Raw genomic sequence first — 23,570 nt, 5'->3', positions numbered from 1 at the left:
GTTCTTGTGTGCTATCGCTGTTCGTTTCGCGTATGAAAGTTGCAAGGCAGAAGGCGCTGATATCGAAACGACGTGAAAAGCAAAAGAAAGCATAAAAATTGTATAATTTGTATTTACAAATATTGTTTTTCCTAATATGCTAAACAAAGAGGGGTTAACAATATCTTATAGCAGGGAACAGGTAACTCTTAACAGGGAACAGAGTTGAAAGTCCTTTGGCGTATGGTTTTTTAGGTAAATTCTGTATCTCATTCAAGTGCATACTGCTATATATGATATCAAGGTTATAAATATTGAGCGTATTTCCTAAACACCCACTTTTAGGAGAAAATCAGATGGCCATGACGCTAGAAAAAGCTCTGCTAAACAACCAAAGCATCTTACAAAATTTTGCTTTGGGTGAAGAAATTGACGAACAAGCTGCGGAAATAATTTCTGGTGGGTACGTTACCATTAAAAATACAACAAATCAGCCGGTTACTTACTCAATCGATGGCGTATCAACTGTAATAAAAGCCGGAGCAACACAAAGAATAGTAACCCAACTGGATGGGGAGCTTAGATTTGATAGAGATATTCGAGACGAACGAGTAAGAGTGAGAGATTATGACCTGGAAGATGGTCACACATATGAATTTAAACGCGATCCACAAAATAGCAGTGGCAATTGGATTGATATCTATGATCAAGATTGGGATTGACATCAATCTGGGATTTTAAATTAACTACCAATGAACCAATACTGCTCGGTTAATAATTTTTCTAGCGATAGCTTGAGATTCAAGACAGTCGCTACGTAATTTCATTTTTTGTTTTGCGTTGAACCGATAAGTATTGAGCAATGAACTAAACTCAATTTCAGGAGAAACTTAAATGGCTATTACCATCGCAAAAACCTTGTTAAGCAACCAAAGTATTTTAGAAAATATTGCTTTGGTAGAAGAAATTGACGAACAAGCCGCAGAAATAATTTCTGGTGGTCAATCTGTCAATTTGTTGAATACAGGAATATCTAGTTTTGAAGATGACGAAAACGACATCACTCCAGTCGACGATGAAGATCTACCAGACCCTATAATTACACATCCAGAATCTGTCTCTGATTCTAACCCCCTTTTACCAGCCCCTAACCAACCTTTACCTATTAATCAGGGTAATTTTGTATTTGGCTAAGGTATTGTCAAAAGTATCAAGTTTAATTCAGATCCCCTCATCCCCCTGTGAAAAGGGGGATAAATTACTCAACGTCACCCTTTTAAGGAGAACCACTGCGGTTGAGGGGTTTCTCCAAGTCTTAGATTACCACACAAAAAAGTTTCCAAACATCCTCTAATGTGTCGGAGTTTAGAAATATTTAGCGTATTTCCTAAACACAAACTTTCAGGAGAAAATCAAATGTCTATGACAGCAGTAAAAGCTCTAGTAAACAACCAAAACATCTTGGAAAATTTTGGTTTGGTGGAAGAAATTGATGAACAAGCTGCGGAAATAATTTCTGGAGGATCTGTTACGATCAGAAATAGAATAGGACGTTTCGTTCTTTACAGATTAGATGGTTCTACAAATACAATGCGTCTGGAACCAGGTCAAGAAATCAATCTTCCTGCCGACGGTGGAAGAAGAATTGAGTTCGATATGTACGCTGGAAGTCCCAATTTACTAATTTATAGACCATACACTTTGTCCAATGGGCAAACATATGAATTTCAAAGCAACTCTGATACTGCTCGTCCCGACGATATTGATATGTATCCGGTAAACTCCTAATCAAATTGCTAGTTAAGAATAGGAGTCAGGAGTCTTCAAATTCCAGCCTTGATTAGATAACGAGTAAATCATGAAGTCATTTTAGCCACTTCAATAAATAGTTTTTCTTCGTAAATCCTCACTCAATATAGTCAATTTCTTTCACTGTAATTTTCGCCCCAACAATTGCGCCAGAAAATGAAATACAAAATAGTCCTTCAACACAGTGAAGAAGATTGTGGTGCAGCCGCTTTAGCCACTATTTCCCAACACTACGGACGCACATTTACCCTCAACCGGGTGCGCGAAGCTGTTGGTACTGGGTCTAGAGGGACTACTTTATTGGGGTTAAGACGGGGCGCAGAAGCCTTGGGATTCCATGCTAGACAAGTTAAAGCCTCTCCTCAACTCATTAACCAATTGAATCAAACTCCTCTACCTGCCATTATTCACTGGAAAGGCTACCACTGGGTAGTATTATACGGGCAAAAAGGCAAACAATATGTAATTGCTGACCCTGGTGTGGGTATTCGTTACCTGACTCATCAAGAGTTAATCACAGGTTGGAATAATGGCGTAATGTTGCTATTGCTTCCTGATGAAACCCGCTTTTATGAACAGGAATCAGATAAAATTGCTGGTTTTGGGCGTTATTTACAACGAGTTTACCCCTATCGCTTGATTATAGCCCAAGCCATTTCCCTCAACATGGCTATTGGTCTACTTTCCCTCGCATCTCCCTTCATGATGCAATTACTCACCGATGATGTTCTAGTGCGTGGTGATACCCAACTATTAACCACTGTCGCTATTGGCGTTGTCGTCATGAACTTAATTAGAAGTTCCATTAATTTAGTACAATCTCACCTCATCGGTCATTTTAGTCAAAGATTGCAATTAGGACTAATCCTAGAATACGGACGCAAACTCTTACATTTACCCCTATCTTATTTTGAAGGACGACGTAGCGGGGAAGTTGTCAGTCGTATTGCAGATGTTCACGCTATCAATAACTTAGTTTCGCAGATTGTCCTGGGATTACCCAGTCAATTTTTTATTGCGGTAGTCTCCTTGGGTTTTATGCTTTTTTACACTTGGGAGTTAACCTTAGCATCTATATTGGCATTTATCATAATTACAGCTGTGAACTTGCTTTTTTTACCAGCACTGCGACAGAAAACCCGCAAAATGATTGTTTCTGGTACAGAAAACCAAGGCTTTTTGGTAGAAACATTTCGGGGAGTACAAGTCTTAAAAACTACCCAAGCTACACCCCAAGCCTGGGAAGAATATCAAGGAAATTTTGGTCGTTTGGCCAACCTGTCCTGGACTAATATGCAACTAAGACTTTACAGCAGTACAGTTACAAGTATTCTTTCGACATTTATTAATATTGGCATTCTTTGGATTGGTAGTTATTTAGTAATTAATCGGACTTTAACAATCGGACAATTGATGGCTTATAACGGTATGAGTGGCAATCTTTTCGGTTTTTTGAGTTCTGCTATCGGTTTAATAGATGAATTAATCACTTCTCAAATAGTTATTCAACGACTAACAGAAGTTATTGATGCGACTCCAGAAGATGAAAATGATTTAAAAAAACAGTGGGTAGAAATTCCTGAAAATACAGATATTATTTGCCATAAAATTAATTTTCACCACACAGGTAGAGTTGATTTATTACAAGATTTTTCTGTAACTATTCCTGGAGGTAAAGTCATTGCTTTAATTGGTAAATCTGGCTGTGGTAAAAGTACCTTATCAAAATTAATGACTGGTTTATATAAATCACAATCAGGAAATATTCGTTATGGTATTTATAATCAACAAGATATCTCTTTAGAATGTCTAAGACAACAGGTAATTTTAATTCCCCAAGAGCCACATTTTTGGAGTCGTTCTATTATTGATAATTTCCATTTTAGTTATCCTCATATTAGTTTTGAGGACATTGTAAAAGCTTGTCAAATTACTGGTGCAGATGAATTTATCAGTGAATTGCCTGATAAATATCACACTGTTTTAGGAGAATTTGGAGCTAATCTTTCTGGAGGACAAAAACAGCGATTAGCCATTGCTAGAGCAATTGTTACTGATCCTCCTATGCTGATTTTAGATGAATCTACCAGCGCACTTGATCCAGTAAGTGAAGCCCAAATATTAAATAAGCTCTTAGAATATCGCCATGGTAAAAATACTATTTTAATTAGTCATCGTTCTCAGGTAATTAAACGTGCAAATTGGATTGTGTTTTTAGAAAAAGGAAGTTTAAAAATTCAAGGTACAGCAGAAAATTTATATAAGGTCGATGGTGAACATTTAGACTTTTTAGATCATGTTCTTTAGAAAAGAGGTTGGTGGTGATATTTTGATCTGCGGCTCTTCATTAATTGTGAATTTTTAACTAACTATGCCTAAGGACACAGATTTTCTACGCCCAATTAAAGTAGATGAATTTCTCCCACCAATTAGTCGTTGGACTACCTATGGTGGACTGTTTATTCTTTGTGTTCTGGGATTAGCTATTCCAGTGGCAGGAGTAGCAAAATATAAGGTGACAGTTAAAGGACAAGCAGTAGTTCGTCCCTCTGGGGAATTGCGAATTGTGCAAGCGTCCACTGAAGGTCAAGTTATGCAGATTTATGCCAAAGAAAATCAAATTGTTAAAACCGGAGATGCGATCGCTATTATTGACGACTCCCGCTTACAAACTAAAAAAAGTCAACTGCAAACTAATATTCAGCAAGCGAATTTGCAACTAGTACAAATCAACGCTCAAATTCAAAATCTGAATATTCAAATTAACGCCGAAGCTGATAAAATTAATCGTATTATTGCTGCTGCTGAAGCTGAACTAAGCGATCGCATCCGACAATATCAGGATAAAAAAATTACCACTGTAGCTGAACTCCAAGAAGCTCAAGCCAATGTCCAAATTGCTCAAGAAGAATTAAAAATTGGCATAGCCAGATTAAAAACAGAACAAGCAAATCTACAGTCAGGTGAAGCAGCTTGGAATACAGCCAAATCAAAGCAAGAGCGATATGAGAGTGTAGCTCAAGCCGGAGCATTGTCTAAAAATCAAGTGGAAGAAGCACAACTATCTACTAAACAACAGGAACAAGCAGTAAAAGCCCAAAAATCAGTTATTGAGGCGCAAAAACAAACAATTGAAAAGTTACACCAAGCTGTATATGTTGCTATAACTAGAAAGCAACGTACCAAAGCTGCTATCAATCCCAGTCATGCAGAAGTAAAAATTGCTATTGAGCGTATAGCCCAAGAAAAGGCAGCAGGTGAAAGTAACAAGGCAGCTTTAGAAAAAGAACGTCAATTAACGATTAAGCAACGAATTGAAGTTGAAAAACAGCTAGAGCGTGATACTAGCGAACTCAGACAAGTGGAAATTGAACTAAATCAGACCACTATTGCTGCCACGGCTGATGGTATTATTTCTCAGATCAACTTGCGTAACCCTGGTCAAACTGTGCGTGCTGGTGAGGAAATTTTGCAGATCGTCCCCAGTAATGCTAAACAGATTGTCAAAGCAGCAGTAGCATCTGAAGATAAAAATAAGCTCAAAATTGGGCAAAAAACTCAAATGCGGGTTAGTGCTTGCCCATACCCAGATTATGGTACTCTCAACGGTAAGGTCGAGGGGATTTCTCCAGATGCCATTACACCCCCAACAAATGGCACAAATGGATCTACTCCTCATGCCAATACAAGTCCGAAAGCAGCTGTACCAGGTGCTTTTTATGAGGTGACAATTGAACCAGAAAGCCTGGTTTTAGGTAAAGGGAAAAATCTGTGTCGCATTCAATTGGGAATGGCAGGTAGAGTAGACATCATTTCCCGTGAAGAAACAGTACTACAATTTTTCTTGAGAAAAGCTAGATTAATTGCAGATGTGTAATGTGTAATTCACATCCTCATAATCAAGTATAAGTAGAAAGGCACAAAAAAACCGTAGACGCGCAGCGGCTTCTCGGAGATATGTAATGGTTCCAAACCAAACTATGGGTTGGTTCACTACCCAAGGGATCTAAAATATAAAAAACGTTTTTGAGCAAAGTGAATCAAAGCCGTGAGTCAAAACGGGACACAGCTAAAGCCAGAAAATACATATTACGCCCTGCTAGGACTACACCCTTCCGCATCGGTGATTGATATCCGTCGCGCTTATCGAGAACTGAGTAAACAGTATCATCCAGATACAACAGAATTACCTGCTACAGTTGCTACTACCAAATTTCAGGAAATTAACGAAGCTTACGCCACCCTCAGTCATCCAGAACGGCGTTTAAGCTATGATTTAAAGATTGGCTATTCTCGCTTTGGGGTAATTCAAGCACCAACGGATTTAAATCATCCTGTGAATAAACCCTATGATTTCTCAAGGTCAATGTATCTGGATGCGAGCGATCGCCCCCTTTCCTCTGGAGAAATCTTTGTATTATTTGTGTTAGGCTTAACCCTCGTGGGTTGTTTACTACTAGCGATCGCTGTCGCCGTTCTTCGTGGTGAACCCAGTTTACAAACTCAACTTTCCCCACATCTGAATACACAACAACAAATAACCCATATTTCCCAACATCTACACCCGATACAAACTCATAATTTTGAATTTTGAATTTTGAATTTATTATGTCTATTCTGCCCTCCGACACACCGCTGTATAACCATCCACTACCACAAATTGAACAATGGCTAAAAGATCAAGGTTGTCAACAAGATGACACTGAGCTACATTGTTGGCGATTGCAAAGAGCAAGTTGGCAAGCAGAACTGTGGTTAGATACCGAGCAAATTACAGTCCGATATATTCAAGCGGGAGAAAAAGGTCAAGATATCCAACGTTCTTTTAAATATTCTCTCAGTCGGGAAGACATAGAACAAGCGGTTTTTGCGGGTCCTTAGTCATTAGTTATTAGTCATTAGTTATTAGGTTATAAGAAAAAAGGCTGAAAACCCTTGAGGCTTCCGTGAGCGTCAGCCGAACGGTTGAGTTTTGGAGCGTGGCGGAAAAACTTGACCGTCCTTGAGGCAAGGGATGAAAGCCAATTAAGGCGTTTACGCCTGAGGGACACATTCTTTGGATTGACAGATTATCTAACTTACTCTAACATAAGAATGTGGTTGTTGAGTCGTAGCCATGATTAAGCTGTTGTGCAGCTAAATCGAATAAACAGCATTACCTTTATTTTCGACTTTGCGCTCCCATTTAATAATAAGACCTCCTAAACGATGACAAACTAGGAAGAGAACTAGACAAATATCATCAAATAGGAACAACCAGAATATTTACAACAATAGCCATAAAAGCAGCCAATAAATTCCAAATAGAAATGGATAGTATTCATTTAGATGGGACTTCAATGAGTGTAGAAGGAGAGTATAAAAAAGAAATCGAAGAAATAGCGCAAACAAAACCAGAAACAGAAGAGAATAAATTAGAAAGAGAACCAGAGATGAAAGCAATAGAAAGGCTATCAAAGTCCTGGAAATATCACCAAATCAAAGAAATTGAATACATAGAAAACTCTTAGAGGGTGTTAAAAAGTTTTAGGGTATCAACCAGAACCCATATTTGTACTCATTGCGGGTTTGTAGAAGATAGAGATGTGAACGCCAGTATCAATATCCTGAAATTAGGATTAAGTACCGTAGGGCATACGGGAACTGACGCTTGGGGAGATTTGCCCTCTTGGACGATTGGTGAGGCAGCGACGGGTACGTAGGGGGTCTCCCCCATGAGCGACTGCCGTTCGCGTCAGCGTGCTGGAGGCATCACCCGTAACGGTGTAAACCTGTCCTCTAATGGCGAGTCTGTGAACCAAGAATCCCCGCACCTTTAGGTCGGGGAGTGTCAATAGAAACTAATAACTATCAGCTATCAACTAAACCTTCCCAAATCGACGTTCCCGTTGTTGGTAGGCACATAAAGCCCGGTAAAACTCCCTGCGGTCAAAATCTGGCCAAAGAGTATCAGTAATATAAATTTCTCCATAGGCCATTTGCCAGAGGAGAAAATTAGAAAGTCGCATTTCCCCACTAGTGCGGATGAGTAAATCTGGGTCTGCTGTACCTGCTGTATATAAATGATTTTCAAATAATTCTTCAGAAATTTCATCTGGTCTCAATATACCTTCTTGTACCTTTTGAGCGATCACTCGACAAGCTTGTAAAATTTCTTGTCTACCGCCATAATTTGTAGCTACTGTAAACTTAATACTACGATTATTTTTAGTTGCTGCCATAGAGCGAGAAATTTCCTCTTGCACTGCTGTTGGTAAAGCTTGTAAATTACCCACAAACTGAATCTGTACATTTTTCTCTAACATTTCCCGGAGTTCTTGACGTAGAAAACCCTGGATCAGACTCATTACAAAATCCACTTCTTTCTGTGGTCTTTTCCAATTCTCCGTAGAAAAAGCGTAAACAGTCAGGGCTTTAATGCCCCAATCCTTACAACAGCGCAGCAAATCTTTGAGGGCATCAACTCCCCGCTGATGCCCCATAATTCTGGGTAGACCTTGACGTTTAGCCCATCGACCATTGCCATCCATAATCACCGCAACGTGCTGGGGAAGTAATTCTCGTTTTAAATCAGAAGGCAAATATTGCAGTTCAGTAGATTGTGTAGTCATTTTTCGGTCTTATTTTTTTGGCGAGAAGCGATCAATGGTAATCTGAGTAAACGCAAAACAAATGCTAGTGTCTGACCACCTAGTTGACGACCTAAACTGAAAAGACCAGGTGCTACAGCTTCCCTATCTACAGTTGGCGAAAATCGAGCCTCTAAAGACTCTTTTAACTTTCTAATCGTCAGTGGTCTATATAGAGTTCCTCGTTCCGCTAAGGAAATAGAACCCGTTTCTTCTGATACAACGACGCAGATACAATTTTCGACCCGCTCAGTAATTCCCATTGCTGCCCGATGGCGTGTACCCAACTGGCGCGAGGCTGTGCGTCCCGATAGTGGTAAAATTATACCTGATGAGACAATCCGCGAACCACGGATCAAAGTTGCCCCATCATGCAATAAAGTTTTGGGCTGAAAAATGGTCTGTATCAGTTCCTTAGATACCTCTGCATTTAACTTTACACCAGGTACAGAAAAATCCCGCTCATCAATTGGACCGGAAGTTTCCAAAATCAGCAAAGCACCAATCCGATTTTTTGACAGTTCTTTCACAGCATCGACAATTTCATCAATCACGCTATCAGATTTAGGAACTGCCAAGCGGTTGGGTTGAAATAACTGCCGGAACTCTCCCCGTCCCAGTTGTTCCAAGAATCGGCGAAACTCTGATTGGAGTGCTACAGCCATTGCTACAGCACAACCAATTACCAGCTTTTCCAGAACGAAATTGAGTAGAGGTAGCCCTAAAGTGCCACTGAATGCTGAAGCCAGCATCAACAGTATAAAGCCTCGTACCATCCACAGCGTTCGGCGTTCACTAATAATCACCAGGATCATGTATGTCAACGCCAGCACTAACAGAATATCCAGAGTCCCAAGCAGCAAGGACTGTGACCATCCCATGTTTGTCGTCAGCCATTGCTTCCACCAATCTCTCATGACATCTGGATTCTAATAGTCATTTGTCATTTGTCATTTGTCATTAGTCATTGGTTCTTAGCTGATGACTAATGACCAAAGACTAAGGACTACTAACTATTTAAGTCTTTCTGGTAGGCAATCTTGTCGAATTATGTCTTGATAAGTTTCGCGTTGCAAAATTAAATTTGCTTCGCTATTCGCCACTAAAACTGCTGCCGGTCGGGGCAAGCGGTTGTAGTTAGATGCCATACTGTAATTGTATGCACCAGTTCCCATAACTACGAGAATATCGCCTGGTTCAGTTTTTGGCAGTTGGGCATTTTTAATCAGAATATCTCCTGATTCACAATGTTTACCCGCCAATGTGACTGTTTGGGTTAAGGAAGCGGACATTTTATTAGCAACTACCGCACGATAAACCGATTGGTAGGTGATGGGGCGGGGATTATCAGACATTCCCCCATCAATTGTGACATAAGTACGAATATCGGGAATGACTTTAGCTGAACCAATAGTGTAGGCGGTAACGCAAGCAGTCGCAATTAGCGATCGCCCGGGTTCACACAGTAATTTAGGTAAGGGCAAATTTTCAGCCGTACAAGCTTCTTGTACTACTTCACAAATCGCCTTTGACCATTCTTCAATGCTTGGGGGATCGTCTGATTCGGTGTACTTAATTCCTAAACCACCACCAACATTTAACTCGGTCAATTCCAAATTATATTTTGCCGCATCTCGCAACCACTGTACCATCACAGCAGCCAAATCACGATGGGGTTGACGTTCAAAAATTTGCGAACCAATATGAGCGTGTAAACCGACACAGTTTAAACCTGGTTGTTTGCTGACAAAAGCAAACACCTCATCTAAATCATTGGGGTCAAAACCAAATTTACTATCTAAATGTCCGGTGCGGATATATTCATGGGTATGGCATTCGATCCCCGGAGTTAACCGCAGCATAATCCGGATTTTTTGTAGAGACGTTCCATGGAATGTCTCTACAATGTTCACCAAAGTTTGTAATTCGTACCAGTTGTCCACGACTATGGTACAACCTGACTCAATAGCTAAAATTAGCTCCTCACGAGATTTATTATTCCCGTGCAGGTATATCTTATCTGGACTAACACCCGCATTGATGGCTGTGTAAAGTTCACCACCCGATACTACATCTATTCCTAAACCTTCTGAGGCAACAACCGCACAAACTGCTAAACAATTCCATGCCTTAGAAGCGTACAATACTTGAGATTCACCTTTGTAGTATTGTTTGAATGTATCCCGGTATTGTTGGCAAGCTGTCCGCAGAGTTTCTTCATCTAAGATATATAAGGGTGAACCAAACTGCTGAACCAGCGTTGTGACATCACACCCACCGATTTCCAGGAAATCATGACGATTAACTCTGGCACTCAAAGGTAAGAGTTCTTGATTAGGAGAAACAGTTGTACCACTGCCTCTGGGAGATAAATATTGATTGCCAGAAGGTTGAACCCCGACAGGGTGAGTCGATACCATAGCTAATAAAATCTGTCCTTGTTAAAATTACGGGCGTGAGTTAAGCTCCCGATTCTCAGTTTACAGCTTTGCTGTTAATTGGTAATTGGGAAAGAAGGGAACAGGGAACAGGGAACAGGCAAAAGATAAATATATTCTTCCTCTGCTCCCCTGCTCCCCCTGCTCTCTTCCCAGTCCCCAGTCCCTAGTCCCTAGTCCTGTGAAATTATTAGACTTAAAAATTCAATCCTTGACTGTAGAGCATTTAAGTGAGTTGCTGGAACTTGATAAAGCCTGTTTCGATGGTTGGTGGACTATGGAAGGCTACCTTCGAGAGTTGGAAAGTCCCAATAGTCATTTTCTAGGTTTATTTTCTCCCTTTTCTAGCTCCGGGTTGCTGGGAATGGGTTGTTTTTGGTCAATTTTAGAGGAAGCACATATTACAATTTTGGCGGTTCATCCTCAATATCACCGTCAAGGTTTGGGACAGGCTTTGTTGTATTCTGTACTCAAGACAGCTGGCGATCGCGGTTTGGAGCGAGCTACCCTCGAAGTTCGAGCTTCTAACCAGGGGGCAATCTCTCTATATCAAAAATTTGGCTTTAAAACTGCTGGCAGACGACCGCATTATTACAAAGATAATGATGAAGATGCTCTGATTCTGTGGCTTTCTGACTTACAACAGCCAAATTTTCTCAAAAATTTAGATGATTGGCATAGTATTATTAGCGATCGCCTGCAACAATCTTCTTGGTCGTTAATAATTAATAATTCATAAACTCTTGTCCCCAGTCCCCAGACTGTTGACAAAAAATACAATCTTCATAGATTTCCTATTTCATTTATATCAAAATTTTAAAATTATTTCCTAGAATTTATTGAGATTTCTTATACAAAGTTATCTTTGCTTGACAGTGTAGTGGTATTTGTGATATTCATATCTATTTGGGATTGGATCAACAAAATCTCAACATTAGCGGTCTCTTGTTTGTGATTAGTCCCAGAAAAGCTGGTAAATTCGACCTCCTCAGTACACTAGCTACACAAAAAGTAATAAAAATTTAGCAATTAACCCATCAAAGAGTCTGATGGCTGAAGGATATCTATTTTCTTGATACAGATATCCAAAATTTTAGCCTGTGCTAAAATCAGCATACCGGCACGACGCAGGTGATGGGAAAAATGCCATGTTTGAACGCTTCACAGAAAAAGCCATTAAGGTAATCATGCTGGCCCAAGAAGAGGCCCGCCGTTTAGGTCACAACTTTGTTGGAACCGAGCAGATCCTCCTGGGTCTGATTGGGGAAGGCACAGGAGTAGCCGCCAAGGTTCTAAAGTCAATGGGTGTCAATCTTAAAGATGCCCGAATTGAAGTTGAAAAGATCATAGGCCGAGGTTCCGGCTTTGTGGCCGTGGAAATTCCGTTTACGCCACGGGCAAAGCGGGTTTTAGAACTATCCTTGGAAGAAGCACGCCAACTAGGGCATAACTACATTGGCACCGAGCATCTGCTGTTGGGCCTCATCCGCGAAGGGGAAGGTGTAGCAGCCAGGGTGCTAGAAAACCTGGGTGTAGATTTGTCTAAGGTGAGAACCCAAGTGATTCGGATGTTGGGAGAAACTGCGGAAGTTACTCCTGGCGGTCCTTCGGGTCGCACTAAAACCCCAACTTTGGATGAATTTGGCTCTAACTTGACCCAAATGGCCGTTGATAACAAGCTCGATCCTGTGGTGGGACGCGCCAAGGAAATTGAGCGTGTGATTCAAATTTTGGGTCGCCGGACTAAAAATAATCCAGTGCTGATTGGTGAACCTGGGGTTGGTAAAACAGCCATTGCTGAAGGTTTAGCCAGCCGCATCGCTAACAAAGATGTCCCCGACATCCTGGAAGATAAGCGTGTTGTCACTCTCGATATTGGGTTGCTGGTAGCAGGAACCAAGTATCGGGGTGAATTTGAAGAACGCCTAAAAAAAATCATGGATGAGATCCGCTCGGCGGGTAATGTCATCCTGGTAATTGACGAAGTTCACACCTTAATCGGTGCAGGTGCGGCTGAAGGGGCTATTGATGCGGCGAATATCCTCAAGCCAGCTTTGGCGCGGGGTGAGTTGCAGTGTATCGGCGCAACCACTTTGGATGAGTACCGCAAGCACATTGAACGGGATGCAGCGTTGGAAAGACGCTTCCAGCCTGTGATGGTGGGTGAACCTTCTGTTGATGAAACAATAGAAATTTTATATGGTTTGCGCGATCGCTACGAGCAACACCACAAGTTAAAAATCTCCGATGAAGCTTTAGTCGCGGCTGCAAAATTGTCTGATCGATATATTAGCGATCGCTATTTACCAGATAAAGCCATCGACTTGATCGACGAAGCCGGTTCTCGCGTCCGCTTGATTAACTCCCAGCTACCCCCAGCAGCAAAAGAGTTAGACAAGGAACTGCGGCAAATCTTAAAAGAAAAAGATGATGCTGTTCGTTCTCAGGACTTTGACAGAGCCGGTGAACTGCGGGACAGAGAAATGGAAATCAAAGCGGAAATCCGCACCATTGCTCAAACTAAAACCAACGCAGCTGGTGGTGATGGTCTAGAACCTGTAGTTACAGAAGAAGATATCGCTCACATTGTCGCTTCTTGGACTGGTGTACCAGTGAACAAACTCACTGAGTCCGAATCTGAGAAGTTGCTGCACATGGAAGACACCTTGCATCAGCGCCTCATCGGTCAAGATGATGCTGTGAAGGCTGTTTCCCGCGCTATTCGTCGCGCTCGTGTTGGTTTGAAGAATCCCAATCGACCAATTGCGAGTTTTGTCTTCTCAGGTCCAACTGGGGTTGGTAAAACTGAGTTGGCAAAATCCTTGGCTTCTTACTTCTTCGGTTCTGAAGAAGCAATGATTCGCTTGGATATGTCCGAGTACATGGAGCGTCACACCGTCAGTAAGTTGATTGGTTCACCTCCAGGTTATGTCGGTTACAACGAAGGTGGTCAGTTAACAGAAGCTGTACGCCGTCGTCCTTACACCGTGGTGCTGTTTGACGAAATCGAAAAAGCACACCCCGATGTGTTCAATATGCTGCTGCAAATTTTGGAAGATGGTCGGTTAACTGACGCGAAAGGTCGCACGGTGGACTTTAAGAACACCTTGCTGATTTTGACTTCCAACATTGGTTCTAAGGTAATTGAAAAAGGCGGTAGCGGTATTGGTTTCGAGTTTGCTGAAGATCAAACAGAATCTCAATACAACCGGATTCGTTCTTTGGTGAATGAGGAACTGAAGCAATACTTCCGTCCTGAGTTCTTGAACCGTCTGGATGAGATTATCGTCTTCCGTCAGTTGAATAAGGCTGAAGTTACCCAAATCGCCGAAATCATGCTGAGGGAAGTGTTTGGTCGCTTGACAGAAAAAGGCATTACTTTAGAAGTGAGCGATCGCTTCAAGGACCGCCTCATTACTGAGGGTTACAGTCCTAGTTACGGTGCAAGGCCATTACGTCGGGCAATTATGCGCTTGTTAGAAGATAGTTTGGCTGAAGAAATTCTGTCTGGACGTATCAAAGACGGTGATATTGCTTTTGTTGATGTTGATGAAAATGGTGTTGTCCAAGTTACTGCTCAACAGCGTCGGGAGTTATTACCCCAGGTTATTGAGTCGTAGTTAGGATTTTTTAATTGTTAATTAAGCGGTGGAGGATTTCGGTTCTCTACCGTTTTTTTTGTTTTTTTCTCACGCAGAGGCGCAGAGAGGAGGAAGGGAAAAAATCAAAGTTGAAATAAACTGAGTAATGATATGGTCTGAGATTTGTATAATAAATTTTCGAGCAAAGACTATGAATTGTTACCCGAAACTAGCGAGTCTATGATCTATACAGTGATGATTCGGCTCATGTTAAGAAGGTTAACAAAACCTCAATCTCTTGCTTTATAGTCCTTTACAAACAGTCTCTTAGAAATAAACCTTGCAGAAAGTCCAATAGCTTCGAGAGGAGAAATTGAGATAATAATACGAACAATTCCTAGAGAAGACTTTAATCAGCCAGTAAATAATACTCAAACAGAAATAGGTACTAATTTGTTTAATCAAATAAGAGAATCTATTGTATTAGATGTAGATAATGAATTCCGAGTTCCTTGTTATTATGCAACAAAATAATAAATTACTTGGTGGAGATTTTGCGTTAGCGTACCTTACCAAAGGGATCGCTCTTTTTTGGTTAATGGTGGAGGTAGTGCGATAGCGAAGCACTCCGTAGGAATCGCTCTTAGTTAATGTGGAAGAAGTGCGGTTGCTTAGAAAAGGACAGAGATAGCTTACCAGAGGTATCGCTCATGAAAAATTAACAGATACTATGATTCAAAAAGGTGTAGAATTTATATACATAATACTTATCTACTCAGTCAAAATTTTGTCTACTCATTAAAAATAATGATTGAACGCTATGAAAATAAACAACACACCATTTTTCACGGTGATGCTATTAGCATTTTATCAAATCATATTGCTTCAGAATCAGTAGACTTAATTTTTATTGATCCTCCCTATAACATAGGTAAGAAATTTGGTAATTTCCATGATAAATGGGAATCGGAAGAACAATATATAAATTGGTCATATCAATGGCTTGATGAGTGTATTCGCATTGTCAAACCAAATGGCACAATTTATGTGATGACAAGTACCCAAGCAATGCCTTATTTTGACATTTACTTGAGAAAAAAATTAACTATTCTCAGTCGCATAATATGGCATTATGATAGTTCTGGAGTACAGGCCACAAAATACTTTGGTTCAATGTATGAACCTATTCTTCATTGTGTGAAAGATAAAAACAATTATATATTTAATGCTGATGATATCAAAGTTGAAGCAAAAACGGGCGCACAACGTAAATTAATAGATTACAGAAAATCTGTCCCAACTCCCTACAATACGGAAAAAGTACCCGGTAATGCTTGGTATTTTCCCCGTGTGAGATATCGCATGGAAGAATATGAAAACCATCCTTCCCAAAAACCAGAGTCATTACTAGAGAGAATTATTTTAGCAAGTAGTAATGAAGGAAGTTTAATACTTGATCCCTTTGCTGGAACTTTTACAACTGCTGCGGTTGCTAAACGTTTAGGCAGAAAATCTATCAGTATTGAAATGCAAGAAGAATATCTAAAAATCGGTTTAAGGCGAGTTTTAGAATTACAAGAATATAAAGGAGAAAAACTTTCATCACTTCAGAAAAACCATAATATCACCAATAAAAATGGTAAAAAAATAGATTTGGATTTTATACAAGGAAGTATTTTTGATGCAAATACCACAGCATGATTTTACGCAAACAATAATAACTATCCTTAATAAGTATTTTCCTGATTATGGAGATAATATTCTGAGTAACAGTCAATTATTACAGTATATCAATATTAAAACCAAGGCTGCAAATCGTGGATCAAAATCAAGAGCTAGTTTTGCTAATCATTATGCTATCTATGTTTTAATAGAAGATTATTTGCAAAAAGAATTTCATATTAAGAATGGATATGAAGATTATGAAGGCGCACAATATACTGCGCTTTTAATGAGACAGAGAGAACTACCTTTTGGAAGTAAACTTCAAAATCATGCTTTGAATCATCGTTTAAATGAAGAATTTAAAAGATATTTCCGTACATCACCTTATTTACCAATAATAAGAAATTCAGCAACAAATAGATATTGGATTAATGAAAATCTTTTAAAAATTCAAATTGATAATCAAATCATCAATATTGCTGAATCTGTTAGAGATATTATTGATGGTTATATTCTAGCAAGAATGAACTCATTCAATGAATTTATGATTTATTGTCAGAAACTGATAGAAATTCAAGATCAATCATCTGAAACAGCGATTGAATTCATTAGAAGTTTATTAAAGCCAAATATAGATGCTAGAGTATTTGAGATTGTTAGTTATGCAATTTTAAAACAGTATTATGCTGAACAAAAAATATACTGGGGTTGGTCGCGGGATGAATTAAATATTGAGCATTTGATTTTATATAAAACTGGACGCACAAATGCAAATGATGGTGGTATAGATTTTGTGATGAAGCCTTTAGGTCGGTTTTTTCAAGTAACAGAAACTATAGATGCTGGAAAATACTTTTTAGATATTGATAAAGTACAAAAATATCCAGTTACTTTTGTGATTAAAACTGAGCAAGAAGTTGAATATTTGCTCAATAAAATTGAGGAACAAGCACGGACAAGATATCAAATCAAGGCTATTATTAAGAAATATATGGAATGTGTAGAAGAAGTGATAAATATTCCCGAATTAATACTTCGTTTTAATAAAGTCTTGGAATCTCAGAGGGGTATTCAAGTAATTGAAGACATAGTTTTGCAAAGTCGAGTTGAGTTCAATATGGAAGAGGAATTAGCTGATGATTTAATTAGCTAATAGTGGAGATAGTGCGATAGCGAAGCACTCCGTAGGAATCGCTCCTAGTTAATGGTGAAGATGTGCGTTAGCGGTAGCTTACCGAAGGTATCGCTTTTAGTTAGCTGATGGTGCGATCGCATTATTAATTCAAATATTATTCGTATATAATAAACATAATCACAACAAAAGGATGAAATAAAATGCAACCCATTCTCCTCAGCAGAGAAGAAGTTGCCAAACGTACCAAAGAATTATATTAAAATAGCATTCGCCAACAAATCGAAACCTAAGAAAATATCGGTAAAATGCTCATTATTGATATAGAAACAGGTGAATATGCTATTAATAAAACAGGAATAGAATCAGCGCATTATTTACGGAATAAAAACCCATTAGCCAGACTATATGGACTTCGCATTGGCTACAAAGTTGCTGTTTCTTTCTGTGGTGATATGGAGCGTGATTATCGGTGTTAACTGGTATTATTAGTGGTAGAGAATTAATTCTTCCCTACCGTTTTTCATGTATGTTAAATGCGGTTATTGCTTTCCTGTTAAGGTGAATTTTGATTATTTATTTCTCCACAGATGCAAGTTTCAAGGGATACAATGGCTCAGATCCGTTTAACTGCCAAATTCTGAACACCAATACAGAAGCTACTGTTAACCACACACAAGAAAAAGATAAAATCATTCCCGCTAAAGGAACAGTTTGCCAATAAATTACTGTGACAATAATTGCCGATAACCAAGGACCTAAAATCACCACAGGAACAGCAGCACCTAATCTTCGTTCTACGGTAAAAATTGTATTCCAAGTATCACCTAAAGCCAGATGTACCACAAATAGAATTAAAGGCAGCACTAAAAATTGGTGATTCATTTCTTGCCACACTAATACAGAAGAAATAACCCGCAAAACGGCAATTATCATCCAAACTATGGGAAATGCTAAAGGTGGTGGCGACCATCTAGGTCTAATTACCTGATCATAAGTTGTTCGAGAACGGGTATTATCTAAAAGCGAAAAAATGCGGGAACGAATACTTAATAAACCAAAAAATAATGCCGTCACTAAAGTGCTGAACCAACTGGGAAAAGAAGAATTATTATCAATCAACATTACTAATTTTTCCATTCCTAGCAACACAAGAATCATCACTCCTATTTGCAGAATAGTCCCTAGTTTATAAACTAAAACTGCCTTGATATCTAGTTCTTGTGTAGTAGCTATTGATGTACTTAGAGACTGTTGTTGATTCCCCGTTTTGACCACCATCACTGTGTTGACAAACTGTTCAAGTATTCCACTATCATTTGACTGATTCATAATTAAGAGATTGCAGTAGTTTGTAATTACTAATCATAAGTCATTATATAGGACTCCTATGTGATTTTTGATAGCTGACGCGGCGTAGCCATACAAAAATCGGTATACCTTAATTTCCTAAAATCCTTTTGCCTCTTGCCTGCCTACACAGGTATTTTCAGTAATCAAATCGGATTCCTATATGATAGATACTGATTGAGTTTCTTGTTGTATTGATTGCAATAAAGTTGCTATCCATTACCACCGTTGACTCATTGGTAATTTCAATACTTGTTTTTGCCATTCTTGTAATGTCATTAGAAGATATGAAAATTTATTCCATCTCAATTATAAATCTAATATTGTCAATCTTCCCAGCATATTTAATCTAAATGAGGTATATTTGGGATGTCACTCTTTGGTCAGACATAAACTTGCGTCTGAATACCTAAATTTTCCATCAATGGATTCAATCTTTACCAGATAAAAACCGACCTAATAAAGCAGCAATACCCAAAGCTTTTGCCATTGATTTAGGATGAGAATTTTCGTTATGTTGGATTTTCAGTTTTTCCACATATTTCAGAGCTAGTGGGTGCTTAGGGTTCAGTTTTAATGCTTGACGGATATAAACTTTAGCCATTCCGGGGAAGTTCTGTTGAAAATGTACAATTCCTAGTAAAGCGTAATGGTCACTGTTATTTGGCTCTAGCTTGATGGCATCACGCAGTTCTTTTACGGCTAATGCCCATTGCGCTTGTTGGTGATACTGAACGGCTCGCTCATAGTGACGTTGAGCGTAGTTTATCAGCGTAGATTGAGAATTGTTTTCTTCAGATAATTTTAGTTCAGTTACTGGAACTTCTGGAACAGGGACAATGGAAGTAGATTCATCTGTCAATGTTTGTGTTTCAAATAAATCATTTTTCTGCAAGGATAAGTAAAGCAAATTGAGTTTACTCATCCGTTTAGTCACATGATGAAATTGCGTGAGTGACTTATATTGGGCTGATGCGTAAGAAGCAGTAGCTTTTTCATAAAACAACTCCGCTTCTTGTGCAGAAATTGACATGATATCCAGATTAAGGGCATTTTGAAGACTCAAAACTGCTTGATTATTCAAGCCTGATGCTTTTGAGCGGAGCATTCCTACTACGTTGTTTCGTTTTTTCTCCTGCTTTAATTCCTGGTAGGCTGGATTAATCAAACGAGTTAATATTACTCCTGCTAACTCTTTATCTGGCTTATCTATATTTATATAATTATCTGGATGGAGGAGCTTGGCTAGAGCATGATAGCGTTTAAGAATCTGACGCTCATCAGCATTCACAGAAACTCCCAAAACAGCATAAGGGTCAACAAGTAAATCAAGTATTTCCGATGGTAGGGAGTTTTGTGACATATTTGTACTATTTGCCAATAAAAGCCTGAGGATAGCATCAAAGTGAAATGCGGATTTTTTCTTTTCGTTAACTTAGCCGAATCAATGCAGTACCAAGACAAGAGTTAAATTATCCTATCTGTAGTTAGTTAGGTTTTGGGAAATTATCTAGCTGATCAAGGGTGGCTGATCGCTAGGAGCTAAATTCATACAATAGATTAATACAATAGATTAAGATATGTGTTTTTGGAGCTATATTTTACCATGCTGAATTGATCTAAGTAATTTCCTATTATAGCTGTTTGATTGTGGGAATTGTAGTATTTGGAGATTTAGAAGGATGATGTTAACCAAACGGAAAAGTCGAAGCATTGCTGCTATTTTAGCCCTTTCTGGCACACTAACAATTTCAGGATTACATAAATTTTACTTAGGACAGCCATTATGGGGAATTTTGTATGTATTGTTATCTTGGACACCAATTCCTAAAGTAGCTAGTGCTATAGAAGGGGTTTGGTATTTAGCGCAAGATGAAGAGGCTTTTGACCGAAACTTTAATTTTGGTAAGTCAACAGTGAAGGTTTCAGCACAGGTAAGTAATCAAGTAGAATCTGTAGCTAATGCCCTGCGTGAGTTAGATGCTCTGCGCCAAGATGGCTTAATTTCTGAGTATGAATTTGAGCAAAAGCGCCGTCAGATGTTAGACCAGATTTCTTGATGTAATTAATACCATGACAAACTGGCTACCTTTAAATCTCAGATTGCAAAAACTCCGAGCCAAGCTGCTAAATGATCCCTACTATCGTCTACAATCTGGGGAAGAAATTCAGATGGCGACACAACTGGGTATGCGTATTGATGCCAATCAAGCAACTGTGGATGATTGGCTGCGTTTACCGGGGTTGTCTATTCACCAAGGGCGATCGCTAGTCGAACTATCACGCTCAGGTGTTAAATTTTACTGTATCGAGGATATTGCAGCGGCTTTGAGTGTTCCTGTACAGCGATTGGAACCACTGAAGTCACTGCTAAATTTTAGTTACTATGATGACGAATCTCTAGCTAATACCACGCAAGTAAATCCAAATACAGCGACAGTAGAGACTCTGGCAAAAATTCCTTGTATAGATTTATCTCTAGCCGAGGCAGTGGTGCAGAATCGCCTCACTGCTGGTTCTTACCATAACTTGGTTGAATTTCAGCAACGGCTGGGATTGTCTGGTGAGGCGATCGCTCAGTTAATGTATTATCTGCGGTTTTAGTAATTGGTAATTGGTAATTGGTTATTAGACATCTCCGGTAATTAAATGTGCGTGGTTTGAAACCCTTGTAGAGACGTTCCGGCGGAACGTCTCTACCATATTTCCGGAGAGGTCTATTGGTAATTGGGAAAAATACAAATAACTTCCCCCTGCTCCCTGTTCCCTGCTCCCCTGCTTCTTCCCCTTCCCCAGTCCCCAATCCCCAATCCCCAATCCCCAATCCCCAATCCCTAGTCCCCAGTCCCCAATCCCCAGTCCCCAGTCCTCAATCACTAAATTAACCCAATACGGTCTAAAGGCCAGAAGCGAAAAGTAGCATGACCGATGAGATTTTTGCGGGGTAAAAAGCCCCAGTATCGGGAGTCATTACTATCGTTGCGGTTGTCTCCCATCACGAAAAATACATCTTCTGGGATTTTTACGGGTGGAAATGGCTGATTTGGTGGTTCGGCGATGTAGTCTTCTTGTATAGATTGGCCGTTGAGGTAAACTTTACCATTAGCTACACTAATTACTTCACCTGGCCGACCAATAACGCGCTTGATAAAGGCTTGATTTTTGTCATATCCACGACGTTGTAATTCTGGTGGTGTTTGAAAAACGACGATATCGCCAGTTTTGGGAGGGTGAAAACGGTAGGAGACTTTTTCTACTACCAAGCGATCGCCTGTGTGTAAGGTAGGGTACATCGATTCTGATGGTATCAAGCGAGGTTCGGCGATAAATGTTCTGATCAGCAATGCTAAAGTCAGTGCGATCGCTATTAAAGTCAGATTTTCTTGCCAACCACGCCATGTTTTTGAAGATGTGGAAGTTTCTTTAATATCACTTTCGTGAGGATTCATACAATTTTTCAGCCAGTTTAAAATTGGAACTATCTTGACTATTGTGACTCAATTTCTCCCAAGGTAGAATTATTAGTAATTTGGGTTTTGTACTAACACATACAAATAATCTAAAGATTAATTTATAGTTTCTTCGTAAGGATTCAGAATTGAGAATCCAGACTTCATAATAAACTTTCCGGTAGGCTATTGGGGTGATGACTGAAACAAAATATAATATTCGCGAAATTCTTGACTGGCAAATATTCTGACTCCTAACTTCTGAATTCTTACGTTTCGTCAATATTACCATCTAAAGTTGATTTTGCTTTAGCGGTAATTACTTCTGTGGGACGCAGAATTTTCTCCCCCCACCGAAAACCACGACGGACTACTTTAGTAATTGTTTGGTCTGGTACATCAGTTCTTTCTTCCCGATCAATTACACGACACAAGTTAAAATCTGGTTCTGTACTTACCAATTCTATAGGTATAACTTGACGTTTTCCTAATACGCTGAGAAATTTACGATTCACTGCGGCTACAGAACGAGGTAAGCGTTCTATAAATTCTGGGCTGGGGTTAGGGTTGTTTTTCAGATAGTCTAGTAAGGCTTCTAGCGCATCAGTTACTTCCAAAAGTTCTAAAAATAAATCTTCGGTTTGTGCTGTGCTTTGAATTTCCTGTTCTCTTAAAGATTGCTGTAAGACAACATTTTCTTTTTCGAGAATACCAAGTTTTTGGATGAGTAAATCGCGTAACTCTTGGTTGATAAAATAGTTTTGGGGTAAGTCAGACACGGGAATTCTCTTTAGATAATATTGCTAAGATTTTCTTAGCCCAAGTGTTGACTTGGGGATGATTGTGATTAATCAAGGACTGACAAAGGGCTATGGCTCTGTGTAATTGTCCACCCATTTGATAAGCTTTAATCAAACAGATTGTAGCTTTTAGATAATTTTGGCTATTGCGTTCTTTACAGCTGTGGCAGTAGTCTTCTAGGTATTTTATTGCTTTGGGATAACGTCCCTCTTTACAAGCCGTTACCCCTTCGGTAAATAATTGTGATAAAGGGATGGGTAAAGGTACTCGTTCTAACGTTGCTTGTTGGGTAGCTTGTGCCATCGCATCATCTAAGCCGTCAAATTCTGATAATAAACTTAGGGTAGGTGCTAGTTCACTCAAAGCTGATAAATCACTATACTTGAATTGCTTAATAGTTGGCAATATCGGACGCAAATAGTCAGCAATAATCCTTTCATCTGACTTCATTAAGCTTTTCTGCGCTTTAGCAATAACATCTACTGGGTATTGTTTGCACTTCATAGCTACAGCCACAGCTTTGGTAATCTCTGCTTTCGATGCCGCTTGAGATATACCTAAAATATCGTAAGGGTTCTTTTCCATAATATAAAGATATAGCAGTTACCATGCTCGTGAGGTACAAAGTTGTTTAGTTTTAGGCAACAGGGAACAGGGAACAGGGAACAGGGAACAAATTGGCGTGTACTTCATTAGACTGGGAAACGCTATAATGAGCCAAAAGTTAAAATGTTTGC

At 39.4% G+C, this 23,570-nt stretch carries 21 protein-coding genes and 3 pseudogenes; 16 read left to right on the top strand and 8 right to left on the bottom strand.

Translation table 11 applies throughout. The features are described from left to right. Positions 1-293: 293 nt before the first annotated feature. The 9 genes and pseudogenes from H6G06_RS08485 to H6G06_RS08445 all read left to right on the top strand — a co-directional run. Complete coding sequence (locus H6G06_RS08485; protein ID WP_242039634.1) at positions 294-701, top strand: hypothetical protein; 408 nt, start codon at positions 294-296, stop codon at positions 699-701. A 172-nt stretch (positions 702-873) separates the two neighbouring features. Continuing rightward, positions 874-1,173: a hypothetical protein gene (locus H6G06_RS08480; RefSeq protein WP_190559005.1), complete on the top strand. Its 300-nt coding sequence runs from the start codon at positions 874-876 to the stop codon at positions 1,171-1,173. 222 nt (positions 1,174-1,395) lie between these two features. Beyond that, on the top strand, positions 1,396-1,767 hold the full coding sequence (locus H6G06_RS08475) for a hypothetical protein (RefSeq protein ID WP_242039633.1): 372 nt from the start codon (positions 1,396-1,398) through the stop codon (positions 1,765-1,767). Between the two features lie 177 nt (positions 1,768-1,944). Continuing rightward, positions 1,945-4,095: a peptidase domain-containing ABC transporter gene (locus tag H6G06_RS08470; RefSeq protein WP_190559001.1), complete on the top strand. Its 2,151-nt coding sequence runs from the start codon at positions 1,945-1,947 to the stop codon at positions 4,093-4,095. Positions 4,096-4,159: 64 nt separating this feature from the next. Next, complete coding sequence (locus H6G06_RS08465) at positions 4,160-5,665, top strand: beta-barrel domain-containing protein (protein ID WP_190558999.1); 1,506 nt, start codon at positions 4,160-4,162, stop codon at positions 5,663-5,665. 171 nt (positions 5,666-5,836) lie between these two features. Further along, positions 5,837-6,382 carry a DnaJ domain-containing protein gene (locus H6G06_RS08460; protein ID WP_190558997.1) on the top strand — a complete coding sequence of 182 codons (546 nt, stop codon included), beginning with the start codon at positions 5,837-5,839 and terminating at the stop codon, positions 6,380-6,382. A 14-nt stretch (positions 6,383-6,396) separates the two neighbouring features. Further along, positions 6,397-6,669 carry a DUF3143 domain-containing protein gene (locus H6G06_RS08455; protein ID WP_190558995.1) on the top strand — a complete coding sequence of 91 codons (273 nt, stop codon included), beginning with the start codon at positions 6,397-6,399 and terminating at the stop codon, positions 6,667-6,669. A 320-nt stretch (positions 6,670-6,989) separates the two neighbouring features. After that, positions 6,990-7,235: pseudogene (locus H6G06_RS28110) on the top strand (IS1634 family transposase); the annotation flags it as partial. An 84-nt stretch (positions 7,236-7,319) separates the two neighbouring features. Continuing rightward, positions 7,320-7,490: pseudogene (locus H6G06_RS08445) on the top strand (zinc ribbon domain-containing protein); the annotation flags it as partial. A gap of 159 nt (positions 7,491-7,649) precedes the next feature. Here the strand turns inward: H6G06_RS08445 and H6G06_RS08440 are convergent. The 3 genes from H6G06_RS08440 to lysA form a co-directional block, all read right to left on the bottom strand. Continuing rightward, positions 7,650-8,399 carry an isoprenyl transferase gene (locus tag H6G06_RS08440; protein ID WP_190558993.1) on the bottom strand — a complete coding sequence of 250 codons (750 nt, stop codon included), beginning with the start codon at positions 8,397-8,399 and terminating at the stop codon, positions 7,650-7,652. Further along, a complete protein-coding gene (gene cdaA, locus H6G06_RS08435) occupies positions 8,396-9,334 on the bottom strand; it encodes a diadenylate cyclase CdaA (RefSeq protein ID WP_190558991.1) in 939 nt (312 codons plus the stop codon). The genes H6G06_RS08440 and cdaA overlap by 4 nt, the downstream gene beginning before the upstream one ends. Positions 9,335-9,430: 96 nt before the next feature. Continuing rightward, positions 9,431-10,837, bottom strand: coding sequence for a diaminopimelate decarboxylase (gene lysA / locus H6G06_RS08430; protein WP_190558989.1), 1,407 nt, complete (start codon positions 10,835-10,837; stop codon positions 9,431-9,433). A 199-nt stretch (positions 10,838-11,036) separates the two neighbouring features. Here lysA and rimI point away from each other — a divergent pair, with 199 nt between their 5' ends. The 5 genes and pseudogenes from rimI (at position 11,037) to H6G06_RS08405 (ending at position 17,712) form a co-directional block, all read left to right on the top strand. Beyond that, positions 11,037-11,594 (top strand): ribosomal protein S18-alanine N-acetyltransferase, encoded by a 558-nt coding sequence (rimI, locus tag H6G06_RS08425; protein ID WP_190558987.1) that lies wholly within the window; start codon positions 11,037-11,039, stop codon positions 11,592-11,594. A gap of 409 nt (positions 11,595-12,003) precedes the next feature. After that, a complete protein-coding gene (locus tag H6G06_RS08420; protein ID WP_190559156.1) occupies positions 12,004-14,475 on the top strand; it encodes an ATP-dependent Clp protease ATP-binding subunit in 2,472 nt (823 codons plus the stop codon). A gap of 768 nt (positions 14,476-15,243) precedes the next feature. Then, a complete protein-coding gene (gene yhdJ / locus H6G06_RS08415; RefSeq protein ID WP_190558985.1) occupies positions 15,244-16,137 on the top strand; it encodes an adenine-specific DNA-methyltransferase in 894 nt (297 codons plus the stop codon). Further along, entirely contained in the window at positions 16,118-17,254 is a 1,137-nt protein-coding gene (locus tag H6G06_RS08410) for a restriction endonuclease (RefSeq protein ID WP_190558983.1), read from the top strand. The genes yhdJ and H6G06_RS08410 overlap by 20 nt, the downstream gene beginning before the upstream one ends. Positions 17,255-17,436: 182 nt before the next feature. After that, positions 17,437-17,712, top strand: a pseudogene (locus H6G06_RS08405) (hypothetical protein). A gap of 97 nt (positions 17,713-17,809) precedes the next feature. Here H6G06_RS08405 and H6G06_RS08400 read toward each other — a convergent pair. Together H6G06_RS08400 and H6G06_RS08395 are read right to left on the bottom strand one after the other, a co-directional pair. Continuing rightward, positions 17,810-18,565 carry a TspO/MBR family protein gene (locus H6G06_RS08400; RefSeq protein WP_190558981.1) on the bottom strand — a complete coding sequence of 252 codons (756 nt, stop codon included), beginning with the start codon at positions 18,563-18,565 and terminating at the stop codon, positions 17,810-17,812. Positions 18,566-19,013: 448 nt separating this feature from the next. Beyond that, a complete protein-coding gene (locus H6G06_RS08395) occupies positions 19,014-19,946 on the bottom strand; it encodes a J domain-containing protein (protein ID WP_190558979.1) in 933 nt (310 codons plus the stop codon). 322 nt (positions 19,947-20,268) lie between these two features. Between H6G06_RS08395 and H6G06_RS08390 the strand changes: the two genes are divergently transcribed. Both H6G06_RS08390 and H6G06_RS08385 read left to right on the top strand, forming a co-directional pair. Beyond that, positions 20,269-20,643 (top strand): NINE protein, encoded by a 375-nt coding sequence (locus H6G06_RS08390; protein WP_190559154.1) that lies wholly within the window; start codon positions 20,269-20,271, stop codon positions 20,641-20,643. 13 nt (positions 20,644-20,656) lie between these two features. Continuing rightward, positions 20,657-21,187, top strand: a complete 531-nt coding sequence (locus tag H6G06_RS08385; RefSeq protein ID WP_190558977.1) for a ComEA family DNA-binding protein — start codon at positions 20,657-20,659, stop codon at positions 21,185-21,187. A gap of 272 nt (positions 21,188-21,459) precedes the next feature. On the opposite strand, the gene lepB is transcribed toward H6G06_RS08385, so the two are convergent. The 3 genes from lepB to H6G06_RS08370 all read right to left on the bottom strand — a co-directional run bounded on the left by lepB (position 21,460) and on the right by H6G06_RS08370 (position 23,418). After that, complete coding sequence (lepB, locus tag H6G06_RS08380; RefSeq protein WP_190558975.1) at positions 21,460-22,032, bottom strand: signal peptidase I; 573 nt, start codon at positions 22,030-22,032, stop codon at positions 21,460-21,462. 269 nt (positions 22,033-22,301) lie between these two features. After that, positions 22,302-22,811: a nucleotide exchange factor GrpE gene (locus H6G06_RS08375; protein ID WP_190558973.1), complete on the bottom strand. Its 510-nt coding sequence runs from the start codon at positions 22,809-22,811 to the stop codon at positions 22,302-22,304. Further along, complete coding sequence (locus H6G06_RS08370; protein WP_190558971.1) at positions 22,804-23,418, bottom strand: molecular chaperone DnaJ; 615 nt, start codon at positions 23,416-23,418, stop codon at positions 22,804-22,806. The genes H6G06_RS08375 and H6G06_RS08370 overlap by 8 nt, the downstream gene beginning before the upstream one ends. Positions 23,419-23,570 lie beyond the last annotated feature (152 nt).

This window comes from Anabaena sphaerica FACHB-251, from assembly GCF_014696825.1.
GTDB lineage: Bacteria > Cyanobacteriota > Cyanobacteriia > Cyanobacteriales > Nostocaceae > RDYJ01.
The sequence above is the reverse complement of the archived record's forward strand: the minus strand, read 5'-3'. Positions and strand labels throughout refer to the sequence as shown.